Source organism: Streptomyces sp. SDr-06 (genome assembly GCF_003324565.1).
In the GTDB taxonomy this organism is placed as follows: Bacteria; Actinomycetota; Actinomycetes; order Streptomycetales; family Streptomycetaceae; genus Streptomyces.
This window is the reverse complement of record NZ_QOLA01000035.1, coordinates 12,741-35,313: the sequence shown is the minus strand read 5'-3', so window position 1 is coordinate 35,313 and position 22,573 is coordinate 12,741. Positions and strand designations below refer to the sequence as shown.

The following is a 22,573-nucleotide window of genomic DNA, read 5'->3' as shown; positions in this document are numbered from 1 at the left end:
GCAACCGTCTCCGCCGCGCCACCCTCCCTACAAGGAGCCCGCATTGAGAACTCGCCTTCGCCGACTGGCCACGACGGCGGCCGCCTCGGGTCTCGCCCTCGTCCTGGCCGCCTGCTCGTCCTCCTCCTCAGGCACCACCGCCGACGGAAAGACCATCCTCACCGTGGTCGGATTCGAGGGCGGCGGCAACGAGATCGCCGACATCCCGGCCATCAACGCGGCCTTCGAAAAGGCCCACCCCGACATCAAGGTCGACTACAAGTACGTCGCCAACACCGAATACGACGCCTACAACAACACCCGGCTCGCCGCGGGAACCGCCGCAGACGTCCTCATGGTCAACAAGAGCCGCCTGACCACCTGGCAGCAGCAGGGCTTCCTCGCTGACCTCAGCGACCAGCCCTGGGTCAAGCGGATGCTGCCCAACCTGGCCCCGTACACCCAGGTCGACGGCAAGACGTACGACTTCGTCCAGCAGAACATCCCGATCGGCCTGTACGCCAACCTGGACCTGCTGAAGACGGCGGGCATTCAGCAGGTGCCGCAGACCTGGCCCGAACTGATCAGCGACCTCAACAAGCTCAAGGCGAAAAACATCGGCGGCCTGGAGATCCCCAACCTCAAGGGCTGGGACGCCGAACAGGTCTCCCTCGCCCTGGCCGCCAACCTCGTCGACCCGTCCTGGGGCAGCGGCTACGACAACGGCACCTCCACCTGGGCCGCCAGCTGGGGCCCGGTCATCGATCACCTCAAGGAGCTGCTGACCAGCGGCCTCGTCGACGGCAAGACCATGAACGGCCTGGACCCGTTCAGCCAGGGCGTCTCGCAGTTCACCGCGGGCAAGTGGGCCTTCTACGTCGACGGCGCCTGGGACCTGAGCCACTACCAGCAGAGCGCCAAGTTCGACTTCACGCTCAACCCCTTCCCCGGTGGCCCGGCAGGCAGCAAGCCCAAGACCTTCACCTTCATCGGCTCCGGCTGGTCGGTCAACGGCGCCACCTCGCACAAGAACGCGGCGAAGAGCTACGTCGACTTCATGTCACAACCGCAGCAGGACGGCGCCTACCTGAAGGCAGAAAGCTGCTTCACGACGCTGACCGACGTACCGAGCCCCAAGGTCACCCAATCCGCCCCGGTCGCCGCCGCCTTCGCCGCCGGCAACACCAGCCCCTCCCAGGTCGAGGCGCCCACCTACCCGAACGCCGAGGACAAGTTCACCGCTCAGCTCAACGCGCTCTTCAACAACCCGTCCATGGACACCGGCGCGCTGCTGAAGCAACTCGACAAGGACATCCCGAAGACCCCCTCCAAGAAATAGTCACCCCAGCCGCTCCCCGAACCAGTGCGGGGCCTGCCATGCGACAGGCCCCGCGGTCCGCGCCCCCGATGAGGTCGCCGTGAGACTCACCACCCGATCCGCCGCGCTGCTCATGCTTCCGGCCACCGCCCTGTACGCCCTCTTCGTCATCTACCCCACCATCAGGTCCGTCCTGCTCAGTCTCACCGACGCCCACGGCGTCATCGGCGGCTCGTTCGTCGGCCTGGCCAACTACCGCGAGGCCCTCCAGGACCCGCAGGTGCTCGCCGCACTCGAGAACACCCTCGTCTACACGGTCGTGGTGGTCGTCGTACAGAACGCGCTCGGCCTGGGTATCGCCTACTGGCTGTACAACTCGCCGGCCGTCCGCACCATCGCCCGCACTGGGCTGCTGATGCCCGCGATGATGGCCCTGGTCGCCGTTTCCTACCTGTGGTCGTTCCTCTACTCACCGGTCGACGGCCCGCTCGACGCCGTCATGAACGCCCTCGGCCTGCACGGCCTGGAGACTTCCTGGCTCGGCGACACCCACACCGCCCTGATGGCAATCGCCGTCTCCTACATGTGGATGTACCTCGGCTACACCGCCACCATCTATCTCTCCAACTACCTCGCCGTGCCCGCCGAGTTGATGGAGGCGGCGGCCCTGGACGGCGCCCGCGGGTGGACCCGGTTCCGCCACATCGACTGGCCGCTGCTCGCCCCCTCCCTCACCGTGAACATGACTCTGTCGACGATAGGCTCACTGCGCGTGTTCGACCTGCCCTTCATCATGACCGACGGCGGCCCCGCCAACTCGACCCAGACCCTGAGCTACGTCGTCTTCCAGGACAGCTTCAAAGACTTCCGCTTCGCCTACGGCACCGCGGTGGCCGTCCTCCTGCTCATCATCACCGTCATCGTCGGCGTGCTCCTGACGACCGTCCTGCGCCGCCGGGAGGTCGCCGCATGACTCTCACCGCCCCCAGCACCACAAGAGCCCTCAGCCCCGCCCCGTCGAACACCGCCCCGCCGCGCCGACGCAGGCTGCGCAGCACCGCCTCACACGTCGGCCTGCTCCTGGTCACCCTGCTCGTCGTCGCCCCGATCCTGCTCATGGTGAAGGTCTCACTGCAGTCCGACGCCGACGTCGCCACCCATCCGCTGTCCTGGCCCAGCCACTGGAGCCTGCACAACTACGTGGCCGCGGTGCACGCCATGAACTACGGGCGCACCCTCTACAACACCGTCCTGATCACCGGCGGTGCCGCCGTCCTGGTCGTCCTCACCGGATCACTCGCAGCCTGGCCGATGGCCCGCATCTCCCGCCGCTGGACCAAGACGGTCTACCAGCTCTTCGTGGCCGGCCTCACGGTCCCGGTCTTCGTCATGATCACTCCGCTGTACATGTTCATGCGGGACCTCAAACTGCTGGACTCCTACGCCTCGGTGATCCTCGCGGAGGCCGCGATCAGCCTCCCCTTCGCCGTGCTCTTCTTCACCAGCTTCCTGAGATCCGTACCCGTCGAGCTCGAGGAGGCCGCCGCCATCGACGGGGCGGGTCCGCTGCGCACGTACTGGCACGTCATCCTGCCCGTCCTGCGCCCGGCCACCGCGACCCTCGTCATCACCCTCACCCTGGCCATCTGGAACGACCTGGTCATTCCCCTGGTCCTCCTGACCTCCGACAGCAAGCAGACGATGACGCTGGACGTGTACTCCACGATCGGCACCCACGCCTACAGCACGTCCCAGCTCCTGCCCACGGTCGTCCTGGGCACCGTCCCGCTGCTCGTCGTCTTCCTCGTGCTGCAACGGCACATCGTCGCCGGTATCACCGCCGGGGTCAGCAAGGGATGAGGCGTCCCCGGAGCGACCGGGGAACGCCCCAGGGGGCTCGGCCACGGCCAGTGGTGAGGTGACCGAGGTCGGTTCCAGCCCATCCGGCTCGACCAGGCGCCGGCGCCGCCGCTGACTCCCCAGTACGCGTACAGGCCTGTCGACCCTTCCACTGCACGGTTGAGCCCAGCCTGTCCGACCAGAACGCCAACCATCCAGCACCGTTCCACGCGGCCACGTACTCCTGCACGGTCAGCTGCCGGTTCATCAGCCGGCGGTAGGGGTCGTCGGCCGGGTCGACCAGCGCAAGCAGATGCATGGTCTTGTGGATCCGACCGTACTCGGCGAACACGACGCCCAGCAGGGTTGGGTGGCCCTGCACTCCCCCGAGGCCTTCAGGGACGACGCGTTCCTTGAGGTTCGCAGCGCATACTTCACAGTCCTCTGGAGCTTCGAGCGACTCAACGCGGGCGGCGCGCGATCGAGGACGGCGGTACCGCCAGCCGGCGCCCGCTGAAGTTCCTCGACCGCCTGATCAGCTGGCCGCTGAACTACTGGGCCGAAGCGATGTGACGGAACGCCCGGCCCCGGGGCCCCAGCACCCCAGCCCACCCCGAGGAATGCCGCGGTCTGGGCCGGGTGAATGCGCAGCGGTCCCTTGCCGTGTGCCCCAATTTGGTAGCGGGCCCGGGGCGCGGCCCCGAAGGATGCGGTGATCAGGCAGACATGGGATCACACACCGTTGCCGGACACGGCCCCGCTGTGGGGGGACCCTGGGGGGCGTGTTCCGACCATGGGCCCATCCTCAGCACCAGTGCGGGCCGCTTTGGTGCCGTCTGCCGGAGCTGTTTCGTCAGGCGACCGCCCCGCCCGCGTTCCGGGTCAGCCGCTGGAGCACCATCACTGTGGTGACGTAGTCAGCGTCGTCGATGCCCTCGTGGAGGGCGGCGCGGATCGCTGGGGCGTTGCGGGCCAGGTCGACGCGGGCTTGTTCGCCTTCCGGGGTGAGCCACAGCCCGCCGTGGGTGTCCTTTGTCAGCCAGCCGCGTTCAATGAGCACCTCGGCCTCCGCCACCAGGTCGTCCTCGGGACGAATGTAGGAGGTCATGGCCTCCCGCAGCTCAGGCAAGGTCATCCCCTCGCCGTCGGGCGAGATGTCGTTCGCCGACAGGTTGCGCAGCAGCCAGAACTGGGGCTGGGTGTAGCCCTTTTCGGCCTGCTGGGCCCGGGTGTACGCGATGAGCGCTTGGTAGGCGACACCGGTCCAGTACGCGGCGGGCTGCCTGGCGAGTTCGGTGTCGGAGATCTGCTGGGTCGTCATGGGGAATTCCTTCCAGGTACTTCAGTGCGGCGCCCGCACACCGTGCAGGCCATGCGGCGACCGTAGGACCTCAAGCGTGGTTGAGGGCAGGCAGGTGATCCTCCTGGGGGCCGGAGGTGCGCGAAGAATGAGGACTCTGCTGCAGGTCCGCAATCCAGGGGACTTAGGGCGTCGTCCCTGCGCACGTGTCCTCGAGGTTCTACGGCCGCGTGCGAGTAGAGGGACCTGGCCAACCGCGTCAGACGACTGCCCGGGCCCCGAGGGTCCATCCCCTGTGCGCCCCAGGTACAGCCATGCGTCGACCCTGGCACGCCGGTTCACGCCACCAATACGTGAAGCAGGGTTCCGGTAAACCTTGGTGCCAAAGGGGTGGACCTCCTGGTCCGCCGGTCTGCTCTGCTGCGCGTGCTTGTGACGGCACGTTTCCGCTTTCGCCTGCCCCCAGTGAACTCCAGGCCGAGGCATGGGAGGAGCCGTCCATCGGCGAGCTCACCGCCCGCTCTATCCATCACGCCCAGACATCTGATGCAGGTGACGGGCGGGCGGCCACCGCGCATCTTCAGGGGGCGACACATCCCTTGAGTTGCTCACGCGGTGGCCACTCTGGCTCTTACACAGGAGTCGTGTGCTGCAGGATGCGCTCGATGTCCCAGCCGTGGTGGTGCCCGTCGTGGGCGTTATTGCGTGCGACATCCTCGGCGCGCTGGGCTCCGCGGGTGGCATGCTGCAGCACGATCCCCTCTCCCAGCGCTGCAGTCACCGATGCGGCCCAGGCATCGACCGCGTGTCCCAGGGACCACAGCGCCGCAGCGGGAGCGATCGCGTTGTAGTGGCGGGCCTGCGCGACAAGGTCGGGGTCATAGCCAGGTACGTCAACCGCCCCGGACAGCCGGGCCCCGGCGAGCCGTTCAGCCCAGTTCCGCAGGTTGTCAGTCACGTGGCTGACGTATGCCGCGGGCGTCCACGACAGATCCGGGTGACGTTCATATCCCGTACGCCCCGCCAAAAGCGCGCGGAAGCGAGCCGGCAGCCCCTCCACGACCCGGATCGCTTCCTCCGGGGTCACCGACCACTCGAAGCCGCAACCGCCACACGGGTCCCCATACAGACTTGCGCCCCATCTCTCCATGGCCTTCAACCCTACCCAGGCACTCATTCGCGCGGGCCCCCACCCCAGAACATGCCAACTACCACTGGCCGAGACCACGAACTCGTACGCAGTACCAGCGCGCTTCCTTCGAGTCATTGGCAAGATCTGTGAATCGGGCCGGGTTGAGGAGGCTTGGTGGACATCCTGATCTTGATGTTGTTCTCGCCGTGACGCGCGACGTCGTGCAGGCCCAGCCGCCGGTAGAGGGACCGGGCTCGCTGATTGACGACGAGGACGTCCAGGGTGAGGCCCCGTCCCTGCTCACGGGCCTGGTGCAGGAGGCCGCGGATGAGCCGGCTGCCGATGCCGCATCCCTGGTAATCGGGGTGGAGCTCGATCCGCGCCAGATAGATCCCCGACGCCTGGTCCTCGACGTGGAGCATGCCCGCATCAACGCCGTCGACAGTGACGATCTGCCAGCAGCCAGGGCTGAACACCCGGGCATGGAAGCCGCGCTGGGTCTGCTCGCCCCAACCCCAGATAGCCTCGATGTAGGCACCCATGGCGGCCTCGTGCAGCCGGAAGCAGTACTCGCTGTCCGCCGGGGTGGCAGGACGTAGGCCAATGACCGTCATGCCACCCCTCCGTGGGCCGCCCGATCACCCGACCGCCTCCGGAGCGGACTCCGTGGTCGGTGCCGGCTCCGTGGTAGCGAAAGACGTACCAGCGATGAGGGCGCCGTTGTGGCGGGGAGAATGCTCTGGCTGCTGCCATGACCTCCAGCCTGGGCGGCCGATAGCTGCCAATGGGCAACCGCGGACGCGCCACCGCCCGCGCAACCCCGGCCCCGCAGCGCCGCCCGCCCTGGCCCGGCACGGGCGAGATCGTTGCCACGCCTGGCGACGTCACCCCGGTGAGCCGGAGTCAGTAAGGCCCATGATTCGCTGGCGGACCACGGCGCGGCGTTCGGCCTGCTTTCGTGCGTCCAGGGACTCATCGAGTTCCGCGAGCGCGGCCCGCAGCATGACCGCCGCGGCGGCGAACGAGACGGCAGCCTCACCGTGCTTGCGGACGTCGGCCGCACACGCGTGAAGACAGGAGACCACCCAGCGGGCGGCCGCCTCCCGGTCATCGTCACCCTTGGCGTCATGCAGAGTCTCGAGAGCGGCGGGCAGGTCCTGGGTACCAAAAGGTTCCAGACTGGAGACCTGTTCCACCGCCTCGGACGCCAGCCCAGCCGAGCGCTTGAGCATCGTGCGAGCGACGGCTATGCGCGCATAACCGCTTCGGTACGGGTTGTCGGGCCCCTCGCAGTCATAGCTCATGTCGTCATCCGTACGCGGCCGGCGGCAAGTTCACCTCCACCCTCCACGCCCCCATGCCCGCCCGGCAAGGAGTTGGACAGCATTCGACCTTACGGAAAGCCACCGTCCGCGCTTACGCAGCAGAGTCGTCAAGGAAAAACTACACGAAAGCGCCCCGGGATCACGGTCAGGCCCAAGGCTTCGTGACGCCCCCTCCGCCCAAGGGGATGACGCACACCCGCCGACAAGCGCCGCAGCCCGTGCCGCTCCTCCGGAGATCCGCACCGCGCACCGCACCGCGGGTCAGCGCCGACTTCGGACCCGACGGCCGGGACAGCACACCCTCAAGCTCGACGGTTCTCCAAACGCTTCGTACGCGTCTCAGAAACCTGCGAGACAGGTCGAGGCGTACGTGTAGCTCCGGGACCGTTGTTGGAACGGTGGTATGGCGTCTGGCCCGGTCGCTACGTCTGATCGGTGACTCCTCACTCCGAGCTGTAGTACAGCCGGAGGAACTCCTCCATCGCCGCGTCGACGCCGGCGCGGTCACCGGTGGCGAGCAGGTCCAGCAGCAGGCCGCGGACGGTGGCGAGTCCGAGCCTGGCCCGGTTCCGGGCCAGGGCAGGGTCCGCCCCCGCCCTGACCTCGGCGACCGCGAGCGGCTCCAGCCAGTCCGTAACGATCCCTTCGAGGACCGGTACGGCCTCGGAGCGGCCGCGAAGCGCGTGCCCGCAGATCTCGAAGAAGAGCCGCTCCTGACCGGCCAGCCGTGGGTCCGTGAGCTGCCGCCACAGCAGTCGCGAGACATCGGCGGGTGAGAGGCCGGGTTCCAGGCGGAGCCGGGACAGCACATCGCGCTGGCGCCGCTCCGACGTCCGGACGATCTCAACGAGCAGCTGTTCCTTGGAGCCGAAGTAGTGGATCAGCATGCGGTGACTGACCACGATCGCGGCACCCAGCCTGCGCAGGCTCAGATCTGCGATGCCGTGTGCCGCGACGTGGTCGACAGCCGCGTCCACCAGTTGTGCGCGCCGAGCCCTGGGCGCGCCTTGCCTATCCTCACCCTCGGGATGCGAGTCGTCCATGGTCGCCACGTCACGACTGTACCAATCGGTACAGGGCGCATGTACCGTGTGGTACATGAAGCCTGTCGCCGTGTCGATCGACGTACCTCAGACTCCCGAGCAGGTCTACGGCTTCCTCGACGTCATGGCCCACCACGAGCGGTTCACCGACCACTACCTGACCAACTGGCGCTACACGGGCCCCGCCAGGGGCATCGGATCGTGCGCCACGGTCACCGCCGCGCTGGGCGGCACGAAGACCGACGTCACCATCGATGTCGTCGAGGCCGAGGCCCCCCGGCGCATCGTCGAACGCAACGTCAGCGGGGCCGGCCGACGGCAGTGCCGCGGCACCTACGCCATCGAACCGCTGCCCACCGGCGGGGCCCGCGTCTCGTTCACCTACACGTGGGTACGCGCCCCGCTCGCCGACCGGCTGCTGGCCCCCGTCATACGGGCCACGATGCGGCACGCCAACCGCACAGTCATGCGACGCCTGGCCACCGAGTTGGCTTGCCACGTGACCGCCACCGAATCCTGACGGCGGCTGACCGAAGACGGTCACGCGGAGATCAACACCACCGTTCAGGCCGGAGCAGCTGTATTCGCGGACGTCATCTCCGACTGGCCGGACGCGAACGTGTCCACCTAGCCCTGATCACCCGGCTCAACCACACCTGGGCGCAGTGCGGCGAGATGCCCGGCACCCGAGCCCAGCCCGGCACCGGGCTTTGGTGGCTGCGAGCACGAGGCCAAGCGCCTACGGCGATCAAGGAGGGCTAGCCGTGCAACGATCTGCTCAGGTCATGGCGTCGCAGATCCCGGCGTCTGTCCAGACGGCGCGGGTTCTGCTGGCCGTGATAGCGATCAGCCATGGGGTCGTGCCCCTGTTTATGATCTTCGACCAGGGCGACCTGCGCCTCCAGATCGCGACCCGGCATCCTGATTTCGGCGCGGCCGAGGTCGGCCGGTCAGCCACCATCGCGGTGACGTCGGGGGCATCTTCCACGGCATCCTCCTGCTGCTGTGCACGCTGCTGGCGTGGAAGCTGGCCACCGCGCGGACCTGGACACGGCGACTCGCCACGGTGCCCCAGCTGCTGTCCGTGGTGTTCAGCGTCGTGTCCTGGACATCCTCGCCGATGTTCCACACGGTCATCCCGATCATCTGCGCTGCGCAGATACTCACCGTCGCCCTGCTCTGGCTTCCCTCGACAGCGAGGGAGTTCTTCGCCCAGCGCTCCTGAGCGTGGTTCCTGGCGCGTAAGGAATTCCCGAGCGGCACGAGGCGCCGATGGGTTCGGGCGCGGCCTGTGCCCGCTCGCGCAATACATCGCATGGGGGCAGCGGACCGTGATCCCACGTCAGCACGCCCAACCTGTCGTCATCGACGGCCAGGAGCACGCCGTGCGGGTCCGGGCGGGGCCGGCGAACCAGAAAAACCGCCGCGGCCGGTTGAGGGGTCAGCAGGTCGCGCAGCTCGCCGCCCTGAAGCCGCCACGACAACGAACAGCGGGACGCGCCCCAGCCTCGCTACCCCACACCGCCCCACGCCACCCCACGGGTGACACGGCCCGTCACGGACGGCCGAGGTCCTGCGGGGAGGCCGGAGACCAGGTCACTGTGACGTGTCGTCACCGGCTTGATCGGCGAAGGCGCCGGCTGCTGCGGCGAGGGCGGCGGTTTTGGCCGCATCGCCGGGCAGATGCGGGTCAGGTGCCGTGCGGAGGAGCACCAGCTGGTGGTACAGCGGTGCGGTGGCGGCGAGGAGCAGGCGCCGGGCGTCGGTGCCTGAGGGGAGTTCGCCGCGTCGGACAGCGCGGCTGACGACGGCCTCGCACCGGGTGTAGCGGTCCTCCCAGAGCCGCTGTTGGGCTTCGGCGGCCTTCTCGGAGCGGAACGAGGCGGCGATGAGTGCCGTCACGATGGGGGGTTTGGCGGTCAGGGCTGTCTGGATCTCCTGGTTGAGCGCTGTCAGGTCGCCTTCCAGGGAGCCGGTGTCCGGCGGCTGCCAGTCGTCGTCGCTCGCCGCGTCGAGGACGTCGGCGAGCAGGCCGCCGATGTCGCCCCAGCGCCGGTAGACCGTGGTGCGGTGGACGCCGGCGCGAGCGGCGACGGTGTCGGTGGTGAGCGCGTCGAAGCCGTGTTCGCCGAGCTCCGCAAGAACCGCGTCGAGTACCTGCGTACGGATACGGGCGGTGCGGCCCCCGGGGCGGCGCCGGGTCGGCAACGGGCCGGTGTCCGCTGGTTCTTGTTCTGAGGGTGTGGGAGTCGTCACAAGGGGTCCGATTGATCGTGGGACGGCGGTGTGGCACCATCTTAAAGCATCAGTTGTCGCACTAGTGGAGTGATCGATGCTCATCCAAAGCGTTCGCCTGCCCGCACGGCTCTTGACGGCCGTCTCGTTCTCGAATGCTTTGGAGTCCCCGTATGCCCACACAGATCTCCGCGCTCGCTGTCAGCAAGTCCTTCAACGGCAGGCTCGTCCTTGACTCGGTGACCTGCTCGTTCGCCGCGGGCGAACGCACCGGGATCGTCGGCGAGAACGGATCGGGCAAGACCACCTTGCTGCGCCTGCTCGCCGGGCGTGAACGGCCCGATCAGGGCGAGGTCGTCCTCCAAGCCACCGGAGGCGTCGGGTATCTCGCCCAGGACGAGCGGATGGAGGCCCGAGCGACCGTCCAGCAGATCATCGACCGTGCCCTGAGTGATCTGCGCGCCGTCGAGCGGCGCATGCGCAGCCTTGAGGCGGCGATGGCCGACGGCGATGAGTCGGGCATGGCCGAGTACGGCGAACTGATGACCGTCTTCGAACTGCGCGGCGGCTACGACGCCGACGCCCGCGTGGAGCGTGCCCTGCACGGTCTCGGCCTGGGTCTGGTGGGCCGTGACCGCACCGTGGGCGGCCTGTCCGGTGGAGAGCGGGTCAGGTTGCGGCTCGCGGCCGTCCTCGCGGCCGCGCCGGAGGTGCTGCTCCTTGACGAGCCGACCAACCACCTTGACGACAGCGCCCTGAGCTGGCTGGAAGAACACCTGCGGACCCGCCGGGGCACCACGGTGGCGGTCTCCCACGACCGGGACTTCCTCGAACACGTCGCCACCGGCCTCCTTGAGGTGGACGCCGACCGCCACACCGTGGTCCGGTACGGCAACGGTTACACCGGCTACCTCGCCGAGAAGAAGGCTGCCCGGCAGCGCTGGGCCCAGGCACACGAGCAGTGGCGGGCCGACGCCGACCGGCTCCGCGAGGCCGCCGCGACCACCGCCCGCCAAGTGGCCCCCGGCCGTGCGATGAAGGACGGCAACAAGATGGCGTACGACCGGGCGGGCGCCCGGGTTCAGCAGTCGCTGGCCAGCCGGGTTCGCAACGCCGAAGAACGGCTGCGCCGTCACCTCAGCACCCCCGCCCCGCCACCGCCGGAGCCGCTGCGCTTCTCCCCCGTGCTGCACACCAGCAGCCCGCAGGGACCCGTACTTGAAGCCGTCGATGTCGCCGTCACGGACCGTCTCGACCGCACGAGCCTGACCCTCACGGCGGGCGAGCGCCTGCTGATCACGGGGCCGAACGGAGCGGGAAAGAGCACCCTGCTGCGCGTGCTGGCCGGAAAGATCGACCCCGACGGCGGGGGTATCACCTGCCGCGGCAGGGTCGGGCACCTCCCCCAGGAGCCGCGATGCGGGGAGCCGGACGAGACCGTCCTTGCCGCATTCGCCCGTGGACGGGCAGGAGAGGCCGCTGAGCACGCCGAACAGCTGCTGTCTCTCGGCCTGTTCGACCGCGACCACCTCACGGTGCCGGTCGGCCGGCTGTCCACCGGGCAGCGGCAGCGTCTGGCCCTGGCACGGCTGCTCAGCGAGCCGGCAGACGTCCTGCTGCTCGACGAACCCACCAACCATCTGTCTCCCGCCCTCGTCGAAGAACTGGAAACGGCCCTGACCGGGTACGACGGCGCCCTCGTCATCATCAGCCACGACCGCCGGCTGCGTCGGCACTGGCGGGGCGCCCATCTGGCCTTGCAGGCGACCGATACGTCCGCCGCCACATGCTGAGGTCCTCCGGACCCGCAGACACCCACAGACATCGCTCAGGAAGGACGAAATCCGTGATGCCTCCTGTCCCCGCCGACCCGACCGTCCTGCACCCGATGCCGGACCAGCCGCGGGTGGTGCTGCTGAAGCCGCTGGTCACCTCGCCGCTGATCGAAGTCGGAGAGTTCTCCTATTACGACGACCCCGATGACCCGACCGCCTTCGAGACCCGCAACGTGCTGTACCACTACGGGCCGGAAAAACTGGTCATCGGGAAGTTCTGCGCACTGGGCGAGGGCGTGCGGTTCATCATGAACGGCGCCAACCACCGCATGGACGGCCCCTCCACGTTCCCCTTCCCGATCATGGGCGGTTCCTGGGCCCAGCACTTCGACCTGATCACCGGCTTGCCCGGACGGGGCGACACCGTGGTGGGTCATGACGTCTGGTTCGGTTACCGGTCCACGGTGATGCCGGGCGTCCGCATCGGCCACGGAGCGGTCATCGCCTCCGGCTCCGTCGTCGTCGACGACGTTCCCGACTACGGCATCGTCGGCGGCAACCCCGCCCGCCTCATCCGCCGCCGCTACAGCGACGCCGACATCAACCGCCTCCTCGCCCTGGCCTGGTGGGACTGGCCCCTTCAGCACATCACCGAACACCTCCGCACGATCATGTCCGGCAGCATCGACGACCTGGAGAACGCGGCGCCCAGGCACGCGGAAGCAGAACGTCTGCCCCCCACACCCCCGAGCGCCACGGACCGTTGAACGAACCCGGCCCAGGACGACCTGCGCCGAGACCCGCCCTCCTCTCCGCGATCCACCGTTCCAGCACCGAGAATCGAGCTGTCCGCATGCCTGCTTCGCCCGGTAGCAACCCGTTCTCCGACTGGCTTCGCACCCACGCCGTCCCCCTCCACCACCTCGCCCCAGAAGCACCCCTCGATGATCTGGAGCCGCTGCGCGCCATCATCGGCGACGCACGTGTCGTCGCGATCGGTGAAAGTTCCCACTTCATCAACGAGTTCGCGTCCATGCGCGAGCGCATCCTGCGGTTCCTGGCCGAACGCTGCGGATTCACCGTCCTGGCCTTCGAGTACGGCTTCAGCGAAGCCTTCCCCCTCGACGCATGGGCCCAGGGCGAGGGGACGGACGACGCCCTGTCGGCGCACCTCGCCGCGACGATCCCCGTGGGAGTCGACGCCCCGCTGCGCTGGATACGCCGACACAACCAAAGCGCCTCAACACCGGTGCACTTCACCGGCATCGACATCCCGGCGGCCGGTGGATCTCTGCTTCCCGCCCTGGCCCTGGTCACCGACTACCTGCGCCGGATCGACCCCGAAACCCTCCCGATCGTCCAGGAGGCGACGCGGATCGCCGGATCGTTCGCCGGTGGCTCCGCAGCCGTCGCCGCGCCCGCGTGGGCACGACTGCCCACCGCCGAACAGGACGCCCTCAGCGCGGCCCTGGCGCGCCTGCTCATCCGGTTCCGCTCCGTCGCACCACTGTATGTTTCCCGCGCCGACCAGCACAGTTACGACATCGCGCTGCGCGGACTCGAAGGCGCCTGCCACGCCGACTACACCTTCCGGGCCATGGCGGACCTCTTCGCCGGCAAAGGACTGACCGCCGACACCTCAGCCCGCGACGCCTACATGGCCGAGTCTGTCCTGTGGCACCTGGAACGCCTCAACCCCGGGACCCGCATCGTGCTGGCGGCTCACAACGCCCACATCCAGAAGACACCCGTGTCCTTCAACGGCCACCTGACGGGACTCCCCATGGGACAGCACCTGCACCGCGCCCTCAGCGCTGACTACTTCGCCCTCGGCCTGGCGAGCACCACCGGACACACAGCGGACATGCCCCGCGACGAGAACACACCCTTCGGCTTCACCATCGAAGCCACCGCACTGGAGCCGGCCGAACCCGGAAGCATCGAAGCCGCATTCACCGACGCCGAACTCGGACTCAGCATCGCTGATCTCCGCCCAGCACGCCCACAGGCCGCCCCTGAAAGCGTCGCCCCCGCCCCCGGCCCCGACCGCATCCGGATCCAAAGCGCCTACCTCCACACCCCCGTCCTCGAAGCGTTCGACGCCATCCTCCACACCCCGACCTCCACCGTCACCGACATCGAGAACATGTGAGAAGAGCCCACGACCCGAGCGTTCAGACGGACCACCTACTTCCTGACCGAGTGCCGGAACCCGGCCTCACCCTCCCGGGCGCCGATTCTGCTGCAAGCAGGTCGACAAGTCAGGAGATGCCCGGGCGATGCGCTCACCGTGACCGGCCCCGTGCCCACCGCGCGGCCTCCTTCGTCCGCGTTCCAGGGGACGGCGGTGTCCACCACCGCAGCCAGGCCCGCACCCAAATGCCCGCGTACTGAGCACGAATGAAGGAGCCGGGGACTCCGGGGCCCCGAGTGCTGAACGTCGGCTCCTCCCAGCTCCGCGGACAGCCCCACCGGCGTCAGTCCGCGGGGTCGGGCGGCGTGGCCTTGTCGTGGCGTGCGGCCCGGCGGGCCCTGTAGCGCTCGGCACGGGGCAGGCCCAGGGTTGGCCTCGAGGAGGCCGCGGCGCGCGACGACCGTGTGCATCATCGGGAAGATGCCGGTGCTGCGGTTCCACTCGCGTTCGCGGGCTGCGGGGTTGGGAAAGAGCGGTGCGATATTCGGCGAGCCCGCGAGGTAAGCGAGGGGTGCGTCCGAGGCGAACAGCGCATCGATCTCACCGCAGTCGAGCATGGCCCCGAGCGTGCGATCCGGCGGCGCGAAGCCGACATCGATGCCTTCCGGGTGGCGGTGCGTGGTGAACTCGAACCCGGCCGGCAGCGGCGTCTCAAGCCCGCCGCCGACCCAGCGGTTGCGCTCCGGTGCGAACCCGTAGTCCTCGGCAAGAATGCCCTTGGCCCAGATTCCCGAGTCCGGGCTGTACGTGCCGAACTCGCCGATCGTGCGGCCGACCAGGTGGGCCGGTCCGCTGATCCCCGAGGACGTGTTGACGAAGACGCAGGAATGCCGGAACACCCGCCCGGGGAAGGCCGGAAGAGCGATGAGATCGGTGCCGACGTCCAGAGCGTGCAGGTAGTGAGTGAGGTGAACTCGGCGGCGTCGAACCGTCCGGCCGCCTGGCGCGCGAAGATCTCGGGAATGCCGGGACTATGCAGGGTGTAGTCAACACCGTCGAAGGCGGATCCGTCGAACAGTGCTCGGGTGTTGTCGTAGCGGGTGACTGCGATGTCGAGATGCACACTGGACACAGCGGCGTCCTCGGTTCGGTCTTTGAGACAGGGCCGGTCCCTGCCGCCGCTCAGGTGTCGAGGAGCGCGGGGACGATGATGTCCTCACTGGTCAACAGCCGCTTCGAGAGACCCTGTTCGTGGTGGTATCGCAGGAACGTGTCGAGCATCTTGCGGTTCGCGTCTAGGCCGTAAGGCCACCAGTCCTGGCCCAGCAGCGCCCGGTTCTCCTCGAAGTGCCGACTGAACCAGGGGGTCACTACGCTCATGTGCTGCTTCAGCGCACCGCGGCGGTACGTATTCTGGGCGATCTCCTTGGCCTCGCAGAAGGCGCGGTAGACCGAAGTCATCAACTCACTGTCGGCGGCAAGCCCCCGCGGGACCGCGACGATGTGCATGGCGGGGAAGATGCCGGTGCGCCGGTAGTAATCGCGCTCCACGGCCTCGTAGTCCGGGAACAGACGGGCAATCTTCGTCGAGCCGTCAAGCAGCGCCTGCGGGACATCGACCGAGATGAGTGCGTCGATCTCGCCGGCCTCGAGCATCGTGCCCAGGGTCTCGGCCTCCGCCGCGTGCCGCACGTCCACCCCCGCCGGTACCGGCTGCGGGACCCAGTCGAAGGCAGGGATGGGGTGGTCGGTGCCGCCGATGACCCAACGGGACTGGTCAGGGGTCAGACCGTACTCGTCGGAGAAGATGCCCTTCATCCACACTCCCGGGTCGTGCCCGAACAACGCGAACTCGCCGATCGTCTTGCCCGCGAGGTCCCGCGGATCCTCGATTCCCGCCCCAGTGTTCACGAAGACGGACGAGTGCCGGAAGTTGCGGTTCGGGAAGACGGGCAGCGCGAGGAACGGCGAGTCATCGAGGTCGAAGGTGCGCAGGAAGTAGGTCAGGCCGTACTCGGAGACGTCGTAGCGTCGCTCGACAGTCCGCTGGAAGATGTCCGACACCAAAGAGGCCGTCTCGAACGTGGCGTCCGCCTTGTCGATCGGGACGCGACCGTCGAGCAGCGCCTCGGTGTGCTCGTAGGTGTAGGTAGCAACACGCAAAGCCGTGCTCATCGCGGGATCCTCACTTCCGTGAATGACCTTTCACTTTTAGGCTAGGGCCGCGAAACATCAGCCGTCAAGGTAAATGGTCATTCACGTTGAAGGAGGGCCGGTCATGCCGCGCCTCACACCCGAGCGCCGCGAGGCCAAGCGCGCGGACATCATCGCGGCGGCGCGCCGCTGCTTCTCACGCGACGGTTTCCACCAGACCTCGATGCCCGACATCGCCGCCGAGGCCGGCGTCTCAGCGGGGGCGGCCTACCGCTACTTCGCGAGCAAGGACGAGATCATCCTCGCCATCGCAGGAGACGCGTTCCGGCTGATCTTCACGCCGATTGAGCAACTGGCCACCAGCACGACCACGGCCTCCGTCGCCGATCTGGTCGTGGCATCGCTCGACGCACTGAGCTCCGAGACCGTCACCGACGCCGCAGGGCACGAAGTGCCGGTCGAGGAACTGTTGCGCTGCGCCGTGCAGACATGGTCAGAGCTGCTGCGCAACGACGCCGCACACGCTCATGCCCTCGAAGGCTTCGAATCCGTACGCAGCAGCATCGCCAGCGCACTGCGCCGCGGCCAGGCGGCGGGAACCGTGACGCTCGCCCTGGATCCAGAGCGCGGAGCACGAGTGGTGATGGGCCTGCTGCACGGATTCCTGCTCCAGCTCGTAGCCTTCGGGCTGACCGACATGACGGGATTCCACGACGACATCCGGCACCTACTCGAGCCCGAGAGCGCCCCGGAATAGAATCGCAAGTCTCCACTGCAACTGGCCGCCGGCCCGAGAAGTCGGCCACGGCCGTGAGACCGGACGGTTGGCCAACCCGTGAGACAGCGCGACAACCTCCAGGTCACAGCGCCACCCTCGGCCACCGGCGGCGAGCCCCTGATGTGTAGGCCGATTTGTCAAGTGAGCAGGGGCTGTTGGACTCGCTTGCGCGGGCCTGGTGTGGTGGTGTGGGACCGGCGGGAGGCCGTGGTGTGTCGTGCGTCGACGCGCGCTCAGCCTGATATCCGCGGGTTGGTGACCGCATGACCGGATGTTCGTCGGGGACGGAGCCGCCGGTCTGCAACCGAGCGTGGCCCACCAGGTGTCAGGAACGCTCCCGTGTCGACCTTCTACCGATTTCCGTAGGCCGGCCAGCCCGCTGATCGAGCCCGCGGGCGGTCAGCGGTAGGGGCTCCAGCGGCCGAAGCGGGCCAGCGTCCTGCGGGTCTCGTCCTCGCTCAGCCCCAAGGCGGCCGCGGCCTGCTCAACCGTCGCATCGCCCCGGCTGCCGTGGGCCGCCCAGTAACCGGTTTCAACGGCCGTCACCTCAAGCCTGCGGGCCGCGCGCACCGCCGCCAGCGGTGACGTCTTCTCCAGCTTCTCCAGCTCCGCGTGCAGCTGCTCCAGCAGAACGCTCACCGCCTCAGGAAGCGGGATGGCCGAGCGCTCCACGTCTTCCGTGTGCGCGTCCCACTCCCGCGTGCACCCATCCGCCACCGTCTCCGCCGCCTCAGCCAGCGCCCGATCCCCGATCTCGTCCCAGTCCAGCGGGTGCTCAGGTCCGCTCCAACCGCAGGAGCACACCGCACGCAGCGCGGCCGCCCGCGTACCGCTCCACGGACGGCCGTCGTAAATGCTCCACTGCGCCACCGACTAGCCATCCGGCCCTCAGCTCGATGCGATGGAGACCGGGGAGGGAACGGTGCCGTCGGCCAGGAGCACACCGACCGAGCCGGTATGGGAGGCACCGAACTCCTCCGTCGTCCACGTCTCCTGCTCGCCCATGACGCCCCCTCCAGTCCGCGATACCCCTCCGCACGCCCCAGGTGGGCCTACCGCAACGACGCTGCCGCACCAGGGCTTGGCATGAGACGCCTTCCCCCAAAACAGCCCCGATCCGCTGACGGACACAACCCCCAACGCCGACCACAAGAGCGTGCGTTGACGATGCGGGCCGCCGCAATGCGCCGCCGCCCGGCCGACCCGGAGTGCGGCGCTTCTCCCTGGGCCGGAGAGAACCCACGGGGCCGCTTCCACATTGCCGCCGGTTCCGGCCGTCGCTCGAAGGAAGACAGGGCGATTTCGTGCGCGGTCTTAGGCATACATCGACTCCCCTTCGACAGTTGAGGCTCCACGCTATCGACGGGGCAGCTCTCCGTACCGGACGCTGTCACCGGGATGCATTGGGTTATGTCAGTGGCAGCGCAGAGTCCGTGTCAGTGGCGGGTGACGGCTTAGGTGACGGCTTGGGTACCGGACGCTTAGGCGGAAGCGCGCATACTGCCTCGTTGTGGTGCTGCTTTGCCACGTAACCCTGCTGGCATTGCCCCACGACGACCTCCTTGCCGTTGGAGCACGCGATGATCAAACTTCCCATGGCCTTTGTCCCCTTGAAGCTGCACGCGTGTGGGGCAGCCTCCGCGGAGGTGAGGGGGAGGCTTGCGCCACCGGCCAGTAGCAAAATGGTGAAAAGCGATCGGACACGCAAGGCGAGGCTCCTGGTCTTCGCGAAGGTTCGGTATGTCCCGTCCAACGACCCGAACCTCTGCGCGTCACTGCCCCTACCCTGCGCCCGACAACTCAGGACGCTGGGAAGTGCCAGCGCAAGGCCCCGAAGGAACAGCGGCACACGGTCGAGTGCGGGATCAATCGCCTCAAGGTGCGACACGAAGTCGCACACGTTAAGTGGGAAAGCCACGAGGGAAGGAAAAATGTGCTGACCCCGGATTAGTGTCCGCAATCCGTTCCCGCGCTCACATGCGTCGCCGGTAACAGCGAGGTGTGAAGCTGAGCGTTAAAGCCCAAGGGTTCCCTGGCCATCGGGGAACAACAGGCGAGGGAAAGGCTGGACGGGTGAACCTTGTGAACCCCCGTTGATGTCTCGTAAGGTTGAAGCCGCCCGATGGTTCGTAATCAGTGGCTACAGAACCCGGCGTCGGAAGACGTCAGGCGACTTCCGGAGACTTGAGATCGGGAGGAGGACACCGCCGGTTCCGGGACAGAGGGGGCACCCACCCCGGCCTCAACTTACGTGTGTGGAACGTGGAAACCCCGTTGGAGTCCGGGCTTGTCCGGTAAGCCGACCGCAAGGAAGGCCCAACTCTCTAGCGGGAACAGGATGGCCCAAGAAGCGAATTCCGGTTGACCGAAAGGTCAGAGGAAGACCCTGGAGTCCTTCAACCCAGGCCATAACTCGCCGGATACAGGTCTGATGGCCTGACCCGAAAGGGTGCCCACGTGGGCCGGGTGAGCCTTTGAATCATCCTGAGTAATGACGCCAGAACCTGCCGGACAAGTTGGACGCGAAGGAGGAACATGCGACAGACAGTCTCTACTGCCGGCCGCACCTCCACAGTGAACGGACCGCAGGGCGAACCATTGGACTGGCACTGCATCGACTGGGCGAGTACTGAGGGAAACGTACGACGCTTGAGACAACGGATCTGCAAAGCGACACAGGAGGGGGACCTCAAGAAGGTCCGCAATCTGCAAAAGCTTATGCTGCGGAGCCGCAGTAACACGCTCTTGAGCGTGAAACGGGAGACGCAGCTGAGCAAGGGCCGCAAGACGGCAGGCATCGACAGGGAACGAGCACTCACCCCCCCCCCAGGCGCGAGCTCGCATGGCGGTCGACATCGACCAGCAAACCCAACCCTGGAGAGCCAGGCCCGTGAAGCGGGTCTACATCCCGAAGAGCAATGGAAAGCAACGCCCGCTCGGCATCCCAGTAATGCGCGACCGAGTAATGCAGGCACGCGTAAAGAACGCACTGGAACCCGAGTGGGAAGCCCGGTTCGAATCACGATCCTACGGATTCCGACCAGGCTGCGGATGCCACGACGCCATCCAGGCGATCTTCAGCACCGCAAGGGCAAAACGGCCAAGCGACAGTGAAGCTATTTCATCCTGAATAGCTGCAGGTGAGGAGGGTGTGGACGGCGGCGACACATCTGCTGATGCGGTTGGTTGAGCAACGTGCCTTGCGGAAGAGGCGCCATGTCTTGAGTCGGGCGAAGGCGCGCTCGCCAGGTGCACGCAGACGGGTGTGGTCACGGTTGTATTGCTGGTAGTGCTCGGGTTGTTCGCGGTGGTGGTAGTACGGCGCCGGCGCCCTGGTAGGCCCGGTCCGCGAGGATCAGGACCTCCCGGGTGAGGCAGGCCTGGACGATGCCGTGGGCACGGGCGGCCGTCAGGTCGTGGGTCCGGCCCGGAAGAGCACGGGAAAACCACAGGGGTGTGCCGTCCGGACGGGCGATGACCTGCACGTTCATACCGTGCTTCTTGTGCTTCTTGTGCTTCTGCGAATAGTACGGCTCATCTGCACAGATCCGGTCGGTGGGGATCAGGGTGCCGTCAACAATGACGAAGTCGCCTTCCGCGAACTGCGTCAGCGGACCCGTGTCCTCGTCAAGCGGACGTTCAGGGCGTGGCATGGCTCTCCTTTCCGGAGCGCTTCCCGAGCCTTTCCGTAGCCGCAATACGCAGTGATTGTCCAGTTGTTGATGTCCGGCACCCACATCCCGGCGCCGGACAATCCTCGGCAGCTAGACAAGGGCCGGCGCAACCGCGCCATTGGCTCTTCGGAGGGGAAGCATGAGCGCTGCAGGTCGACTCCTCACTCAGAAACACGAATCCCGGGATTGAGGCATCGCATGCGATCCGTGAAGAAAATCCGGCTGTTGACCGTGCTCGCGGCACTGACCGCAGTGACATCCATCGGGCTCTCGGGGGAAGCTAGCTCCCATACCAGGGCCGACGGCACCATGCGGAACGCCGGCAACGGCTTCTGCCTCGACATCAAGACCTACAACGTCGGCGAACCCGTCATCCTGTGGCCCTGCCACGGCGGAACCAGCCAGCAATGGCAGCGATGAGCACCACCCTGCAGTTCTGAACGTTTGGTCCTGGAGTCCCTTCACGGGCGGGGGGCTCCGCCAGATGAGTGCTCCTCCGAGGAGCGCACCACCTGCGGCGGGCCCAACGTCGAAAGTGCGGGTGAGTCGCATCGGCGGCCAACCGCCTACGCCAAGTGTGCGAACAACTCGGCGTGGGCGGTTGACCAGGCGGATCGGGGCAGGACCCGCGTATTGGGCTTTTACCCCCGCTTCCTGCCCCGATGTCTGTTTCTGGGCTGGGGCCGGGCTTCCTGCGCGCCGGCCCCACTGTGGCCCGGCCGCGATGTCCGAGCGTGACCCTATCGTCGTCAGTTCTGGTTGCGTCGTGGCGAGGACACAGGGTGGCATACGTGGGGGATGGTCCGCTGGTGGCGGCGCCGGAGGTGCGCGCCTATCTTGATGCGGTGTTCACGCCGGGCGCCCGGCTGGGGGCGCGGCGTGGCGATCCACTGACGCTCGTTGAGGCGGTAGAGGTGGCTCGGGTGGCATCGATCCGCGTGCCGAGCGACCGGCTCGTGGTGGACAGCCCATGACTGGAGGACGAGGACGGGGAGCCGCGGGAGCTCGCGGTTCGGGTCCCTCCTGGTGCATACAGGGTGGATGCGGCGTGGACAGAGGCACCGTACGAGTTCAAGAGCCAGCGCCGCCGCCCCGGGCAGCCCCCGCCGCGTGGCCGGGGACGGCGTCGTCGACGACGTGCTCACCGGTCGGCACACATAGCGAGGCGCAGCCGGATCGAAGCCGTCGGCCGGGCCGCACGAGGTCCATGAACGTCACCGCGGACCGTGGACCAGCTCAGGCGCACCATGGAACACGGCAAGCGTGGGGCGCCATGCCTTCCGGACACAGAGTCTTGATCACTGTCTTGCGGCCCCATGGGATGCCGGAGGCATTGTCAAGTCTGTGGATGAGGAGTGGTTGGCTGCTGGCAGGCGAAGAGAGGCTTGAGTCTCCAGTAGGGGGAGACACAAAGGTGGGGGCATGGACGGCGACACGCTCTACTCGATCGGCGAACTCGCTCGGCGGACCGGTCTCACGGTCAAGACCATTCGGTTCTACTCCGATCGCGGAATTGTGACGCCAACGGACCGTAGCCCGGCCGGCTACCGCCTCTACAACATCGACGCCGTCGCACGCCTGGACCTCGTGCGGACCCTGCGCGAGCTGGGGCTGGACCTTCCCACGATCCGAAAGGTCGTGGACCGCGAGCTCTCGCTTCCCGAGGCCGCCGCGACGCACGCCGAAGCACTGGCAGTGCAGATCCGCGTCCTGCGCCTGCGGCGCGCGGTGCTGATGGCGGTGGCCGAGCGCGGGTCCACACCTGAGGAGACGGAACTCATGCACCGGCTGGCCCAACTCTCCGAGGACGAACGCCGACGTCTGATCGGCGATTTCCTCAACGCCGCCTTCGGCGGTGTCGGCGTACACGTGAACGTGGCTCCGGCA

At 67.6% G+C, this 22,573-nt stretch carries 20 protein-coding genes and 3 pseudogenes; 13 read left to right on the top strand and 10 right to left on the bottom strand.

Annotated elements, in window-relative coordinates:
* Positions 1-43 precede the first annotated feature (43 nt).
* The 3 genes from DT019_RS36725 (at position 44) to DT019_RS36715 (ending at position 3,157) form a co-directional block, all read left to right on the top strand.
* A complete protein-coding gene (locus DT019_RS36725; RefSeq protein ID WP_114041340.1) occupies positions 44-1,318 on the top strand; it encodes an ABC transporter substrate-binding protein in 1,275 nt (424 codons plus the stop codon).
* A gap of 79 nt (positions 1,319-1,397) precedes the next feature.
* Positions 1,398-2,270: a carbohydrate ABC transporter permease gene (locus DT019_RS36720; protein WP_114041339.1), complete on the top strand. Its 873-nt coding sequence runs from the start codon at positions 1,398-1,400 to the stop codon at positions 2,268-2,270.
* Positions 2,267-3,157 (top strand): carbohydrate ABC transporter permease, encoded by an 891-nt coding sequence (locus DT019_RS36715; RefSeq protein ID WP_114041338.1) that lies wholly within the window; start codon positions 2,267-2,269, stop codon positions 3,155-3,157. The genes DT019_RS36720 and DT019_RS36715 overlap by 4 nt, the downstream gene beginning before the upstream one ends.
* Positions 3,158-3,989: 832 nt before the next feature.
* On the opposite strand, the gene DT019_RS36705 is transcribed toward DT019_RS36715, so the two are convergent.
* The 5 genes from DT019_RS36705 to DT019_RS36685 all read right to left on the bottom strand — a co-directional run bounded on the left by DT019_RS36705 (position 3,990) and on the right by DT019_RS36685 (position 7,936).
* Positions 3,990-4,457 (bottom strand): MarR family transcriptional regulator, encoded by a 468-nt coding sequence (locus DT019_RS36705; protein ID WP_114041336.1) that lies wholly within the window; start codon positions 4,455-4,457, stop codon positions 3,990-3,992.
* A gap of 610 nt (positions 4,458-5,067) precedes the next feature.
* Positions 5,068-5,394, bottom strand: a complete 327-nt coding sequence (locus DT019_RS39245) for a hypothetical protein (protein WP_147267402.1) — start codon at positions 5,392-5,394, stop codon at positions 5,068-5,070.
* Positions 5,395-5,699: 305 nt separating this feature from the next.
* Entirely contained in the window at positions 5,700-6,182 is a 483-nt protein-coding gene (locus tag DT019_RS36695) for a GNAT family N-acetyltransferase (RefSeq protein ID WP_114041334.1), read from the bottom strand.
* A 270-nt stretch (positions 6,183-6,452) separates the two neighbouring features.
* Positions 6,453-6,872 carry a hypothetical protein gene (locus DT019_RS36690; protein WP_114041333.1) on the bottom strand — a complete coding sequence of 140 codons (420 nt, stop codon included), beginning with the start codon at positions 6,870-6,872 and terminating at the stop codon, positions 6,453-6,455.
* Between the two features lie 464 nt (positions 6,873-7,336).
* On the bottom strand, positions 7,337-7,936 hold the full coding sequence (locus tag DT019_RS36685; protein ID WP_114041332.1) for a TetR/AcrR family transcriptional regulator: 600 nt from the start codon (positions 7,934-7,936) through the stop codon (positions 7,337-7,339).
* Between the two features lie 55 nt (positions 7,937-7,991).
* Between DT019_RS36685 and DT019_RS36680 the strand changes: the two genes are divergently transcribed.
* On the top strand, positions 7,992-8,456 hold the full coding sequence (locus DT019_RS36680) for an SRPBCC family protein (protein ID WP_114041331.1): 465 nt from the start codon (positions 7,992-7,994) through the stop codon (positions 8,454-8,456).
* Positions 8,457-9,002: 546 nt separating this feature from the next.
* A complete protein-coding gene (locus DT019_RS40005; protein ID WP_189390273.1) occupies positions 9,003-9,161 on the top strand; it encodes a hypothetical protein in 159 nt (52 codons plus the stop codon).
* Between the two features lie 371 nt (positions 9,162-9,532).
* On the opposite strand, the gene DT019_RS36670 is transcribed toward DT019_RS40005, so the two are convergent.
* On the bottom strand, positions 9,533-10,144 hold the full coding sequence (locus DT019_RS36670; protein WP_223279950.1) for a TetR/AcrR family transcriptional regulator: 612 nt from the start codon (positions 10,142-10,144) through the stop codon (positions 9,533-9,535).
* A gap of 200 nt (positions 10,145-10,344) precedes the next feature.
* Between DT019_RS36670 and abc-f the strand changes: the two genes are divergently transcribed.
* The 3 genes from abc-f (at position 10,345) to DT019_RS36655 (ending at position 14,098) form a co-directional block, all read left to right on the top strand.
* Positions 10,345-11,964, top strand: coding sequence for a ribosomal protection-like ABC-F family protein (gene abc-f, locus DT019_RS36665; protein ID WP_189390271.1), 1,620 nt, complete (start codon positions 10,345-10,347; stop codon positions 11,962-11,964).
* 56 nt (positions 11,965-12,020) lie between these two features.
* Positions 12,021-12,713: a CatB-related O-acetyltransferase gene (locus DT019_RS36660; protein WP_114041327.1), complete on the top strand. Its 693-nt coding sequence runs from the start codon at positions 12,021-12,023 to the stop codon at positions 12,711-12,713.
* 86 nt (positions 12,714-12,799) lie between these two features.
* A complete protein-coding gene (locus tag DT019_RS36655) occupies positions 12,800-14,098 on the top strand; it encodes an erythromycin esterase family protein (protein WP_114041326.1) in 1,299 nt (432 codons plus the stop codon).
* A gap of 35 nt (positions 14,099-14,133) precedes the next feature.
* Here DT019_RS36655 and DT019_RS40000 read toward each other — a convergent pair whose 3' ends face one another.
* Together DT019_RS40000 and DT019_RS36645 are read right to left on the bottom strand one after the other, a co-directional pair.
* Complete coding sequence (locus tag DT019_RS40000) at positions 14,134-14,979, bottom strand: hypothetical protein (RefSeq protein WP_189390269.1); 846 nt, start codon at positions 14,977-14,979, stop codon at positions 14,134-14,136.
* 283 nt (positions 14,980-15,262) lie between these two features.
* Positions 15,263-16,255, bottom strand: coding sequence for a 4,5-dihydroxyphthalate decarboxylase (locus tag DT019_RS36645; RefSeq protein ID WP_114041325.1), 993 nt, complete (start codon positions 16,253-16,255; stop codon positions 15,263-15,265).
* Between the two features lie 103 nt (positions 16,256-16,358).
* Here DT019_RS36645 and DT019_RS36640 point away from each other — a divergent pair, with 103 nt between their 5' ends.
* On the top strand, positions 16,359-16,991 hold the full coding sequence (locus DT019_RS36640) for a TetR/AcrR family transcriptional regulator (RefSeq protein ID WP_114041324.1): 633 nt from the start codon (positions 16,359-16,361) through the stop codon (positions 16,989-16,991).
* A 420-nt stretch (positions 16,992-17,411) separates the two neighbouring features.
* Here DT019_RS36640 and DT019_RS36635 read toward each other — a convergent pair whose 3' ends face one another.
* Positions 17,412-17,882, bottom strand: coding sequence for a hypothetical protein (locus tag DT019_RS36635; RefSeq protein WP_223279949.1), 471 nt, complete (start codon positions 17,880-17,882; stop codon positions 17,412-17,414).
* A gap of 1,665 nt (positions 17,883-19,547) precedes the next feature.
* Here DT019_RS36635 and DT019_RS36630 point away from each other — a divergent pair.
* Positions 19,548-20,112 (top strand): annotated as a pseudogene (locus DT019_RS36630) (reverse transcriptase N-terminal domain-containing protein); the annotation flags it as partial.
* Positions 20,113-20,133: 21 nt separating this feature from the next.
* Here DT019_RS36630 and DT019_RS36625 read toward each other — a convergent pair.
* Positions 20,134-20,623, bottom strand: a pseudogene (locus DT019_RS36625) (transposase family protein); the annotation flags it as partial.
* 261 nt (positions 20,624-20,884) lie between these two features.
* On the opposite strand from DT019_RS36625, the gene DT019_RS40580 reads away from it, so the two are divergent.
* The 3 genes and pseudogenes from DT019_RS40580 to DT019_RS36610 all read left to right on the top strand — a co-directional run.
* Positions 20,885-21,106 (top strand): ricin-type beta-trefoil lectin domain protein, encoded by a 222-nt coding sequence (locus tag DT019_RS40580; protein WP_223279948.1) that lies wholly within the window; start codon positions 20,885-20,887, stop codon positions 21,104-21,106.
* Between the two features lie 389 nt (positions 21,107-21,495).
* On the top strand, positions 21,496-21,660 hold the full coding sequence (locus tag DT019_RS39995; RefSeq protein WP_189390267.1) for a hypothetical protein: 165 nt from the start codon (positions 21,496-21,498) through the stop codon (positions 21,658-21,660).
* A 448-nt stretch (positions 21,661-22,108) separates the two neighbouring features.
* Positions 22,109-22,573 (top strand): annotated as a pseudogene (locus tag DT019_RS36610) (MerR family transcriptional regulator); the annotation flags it as partial.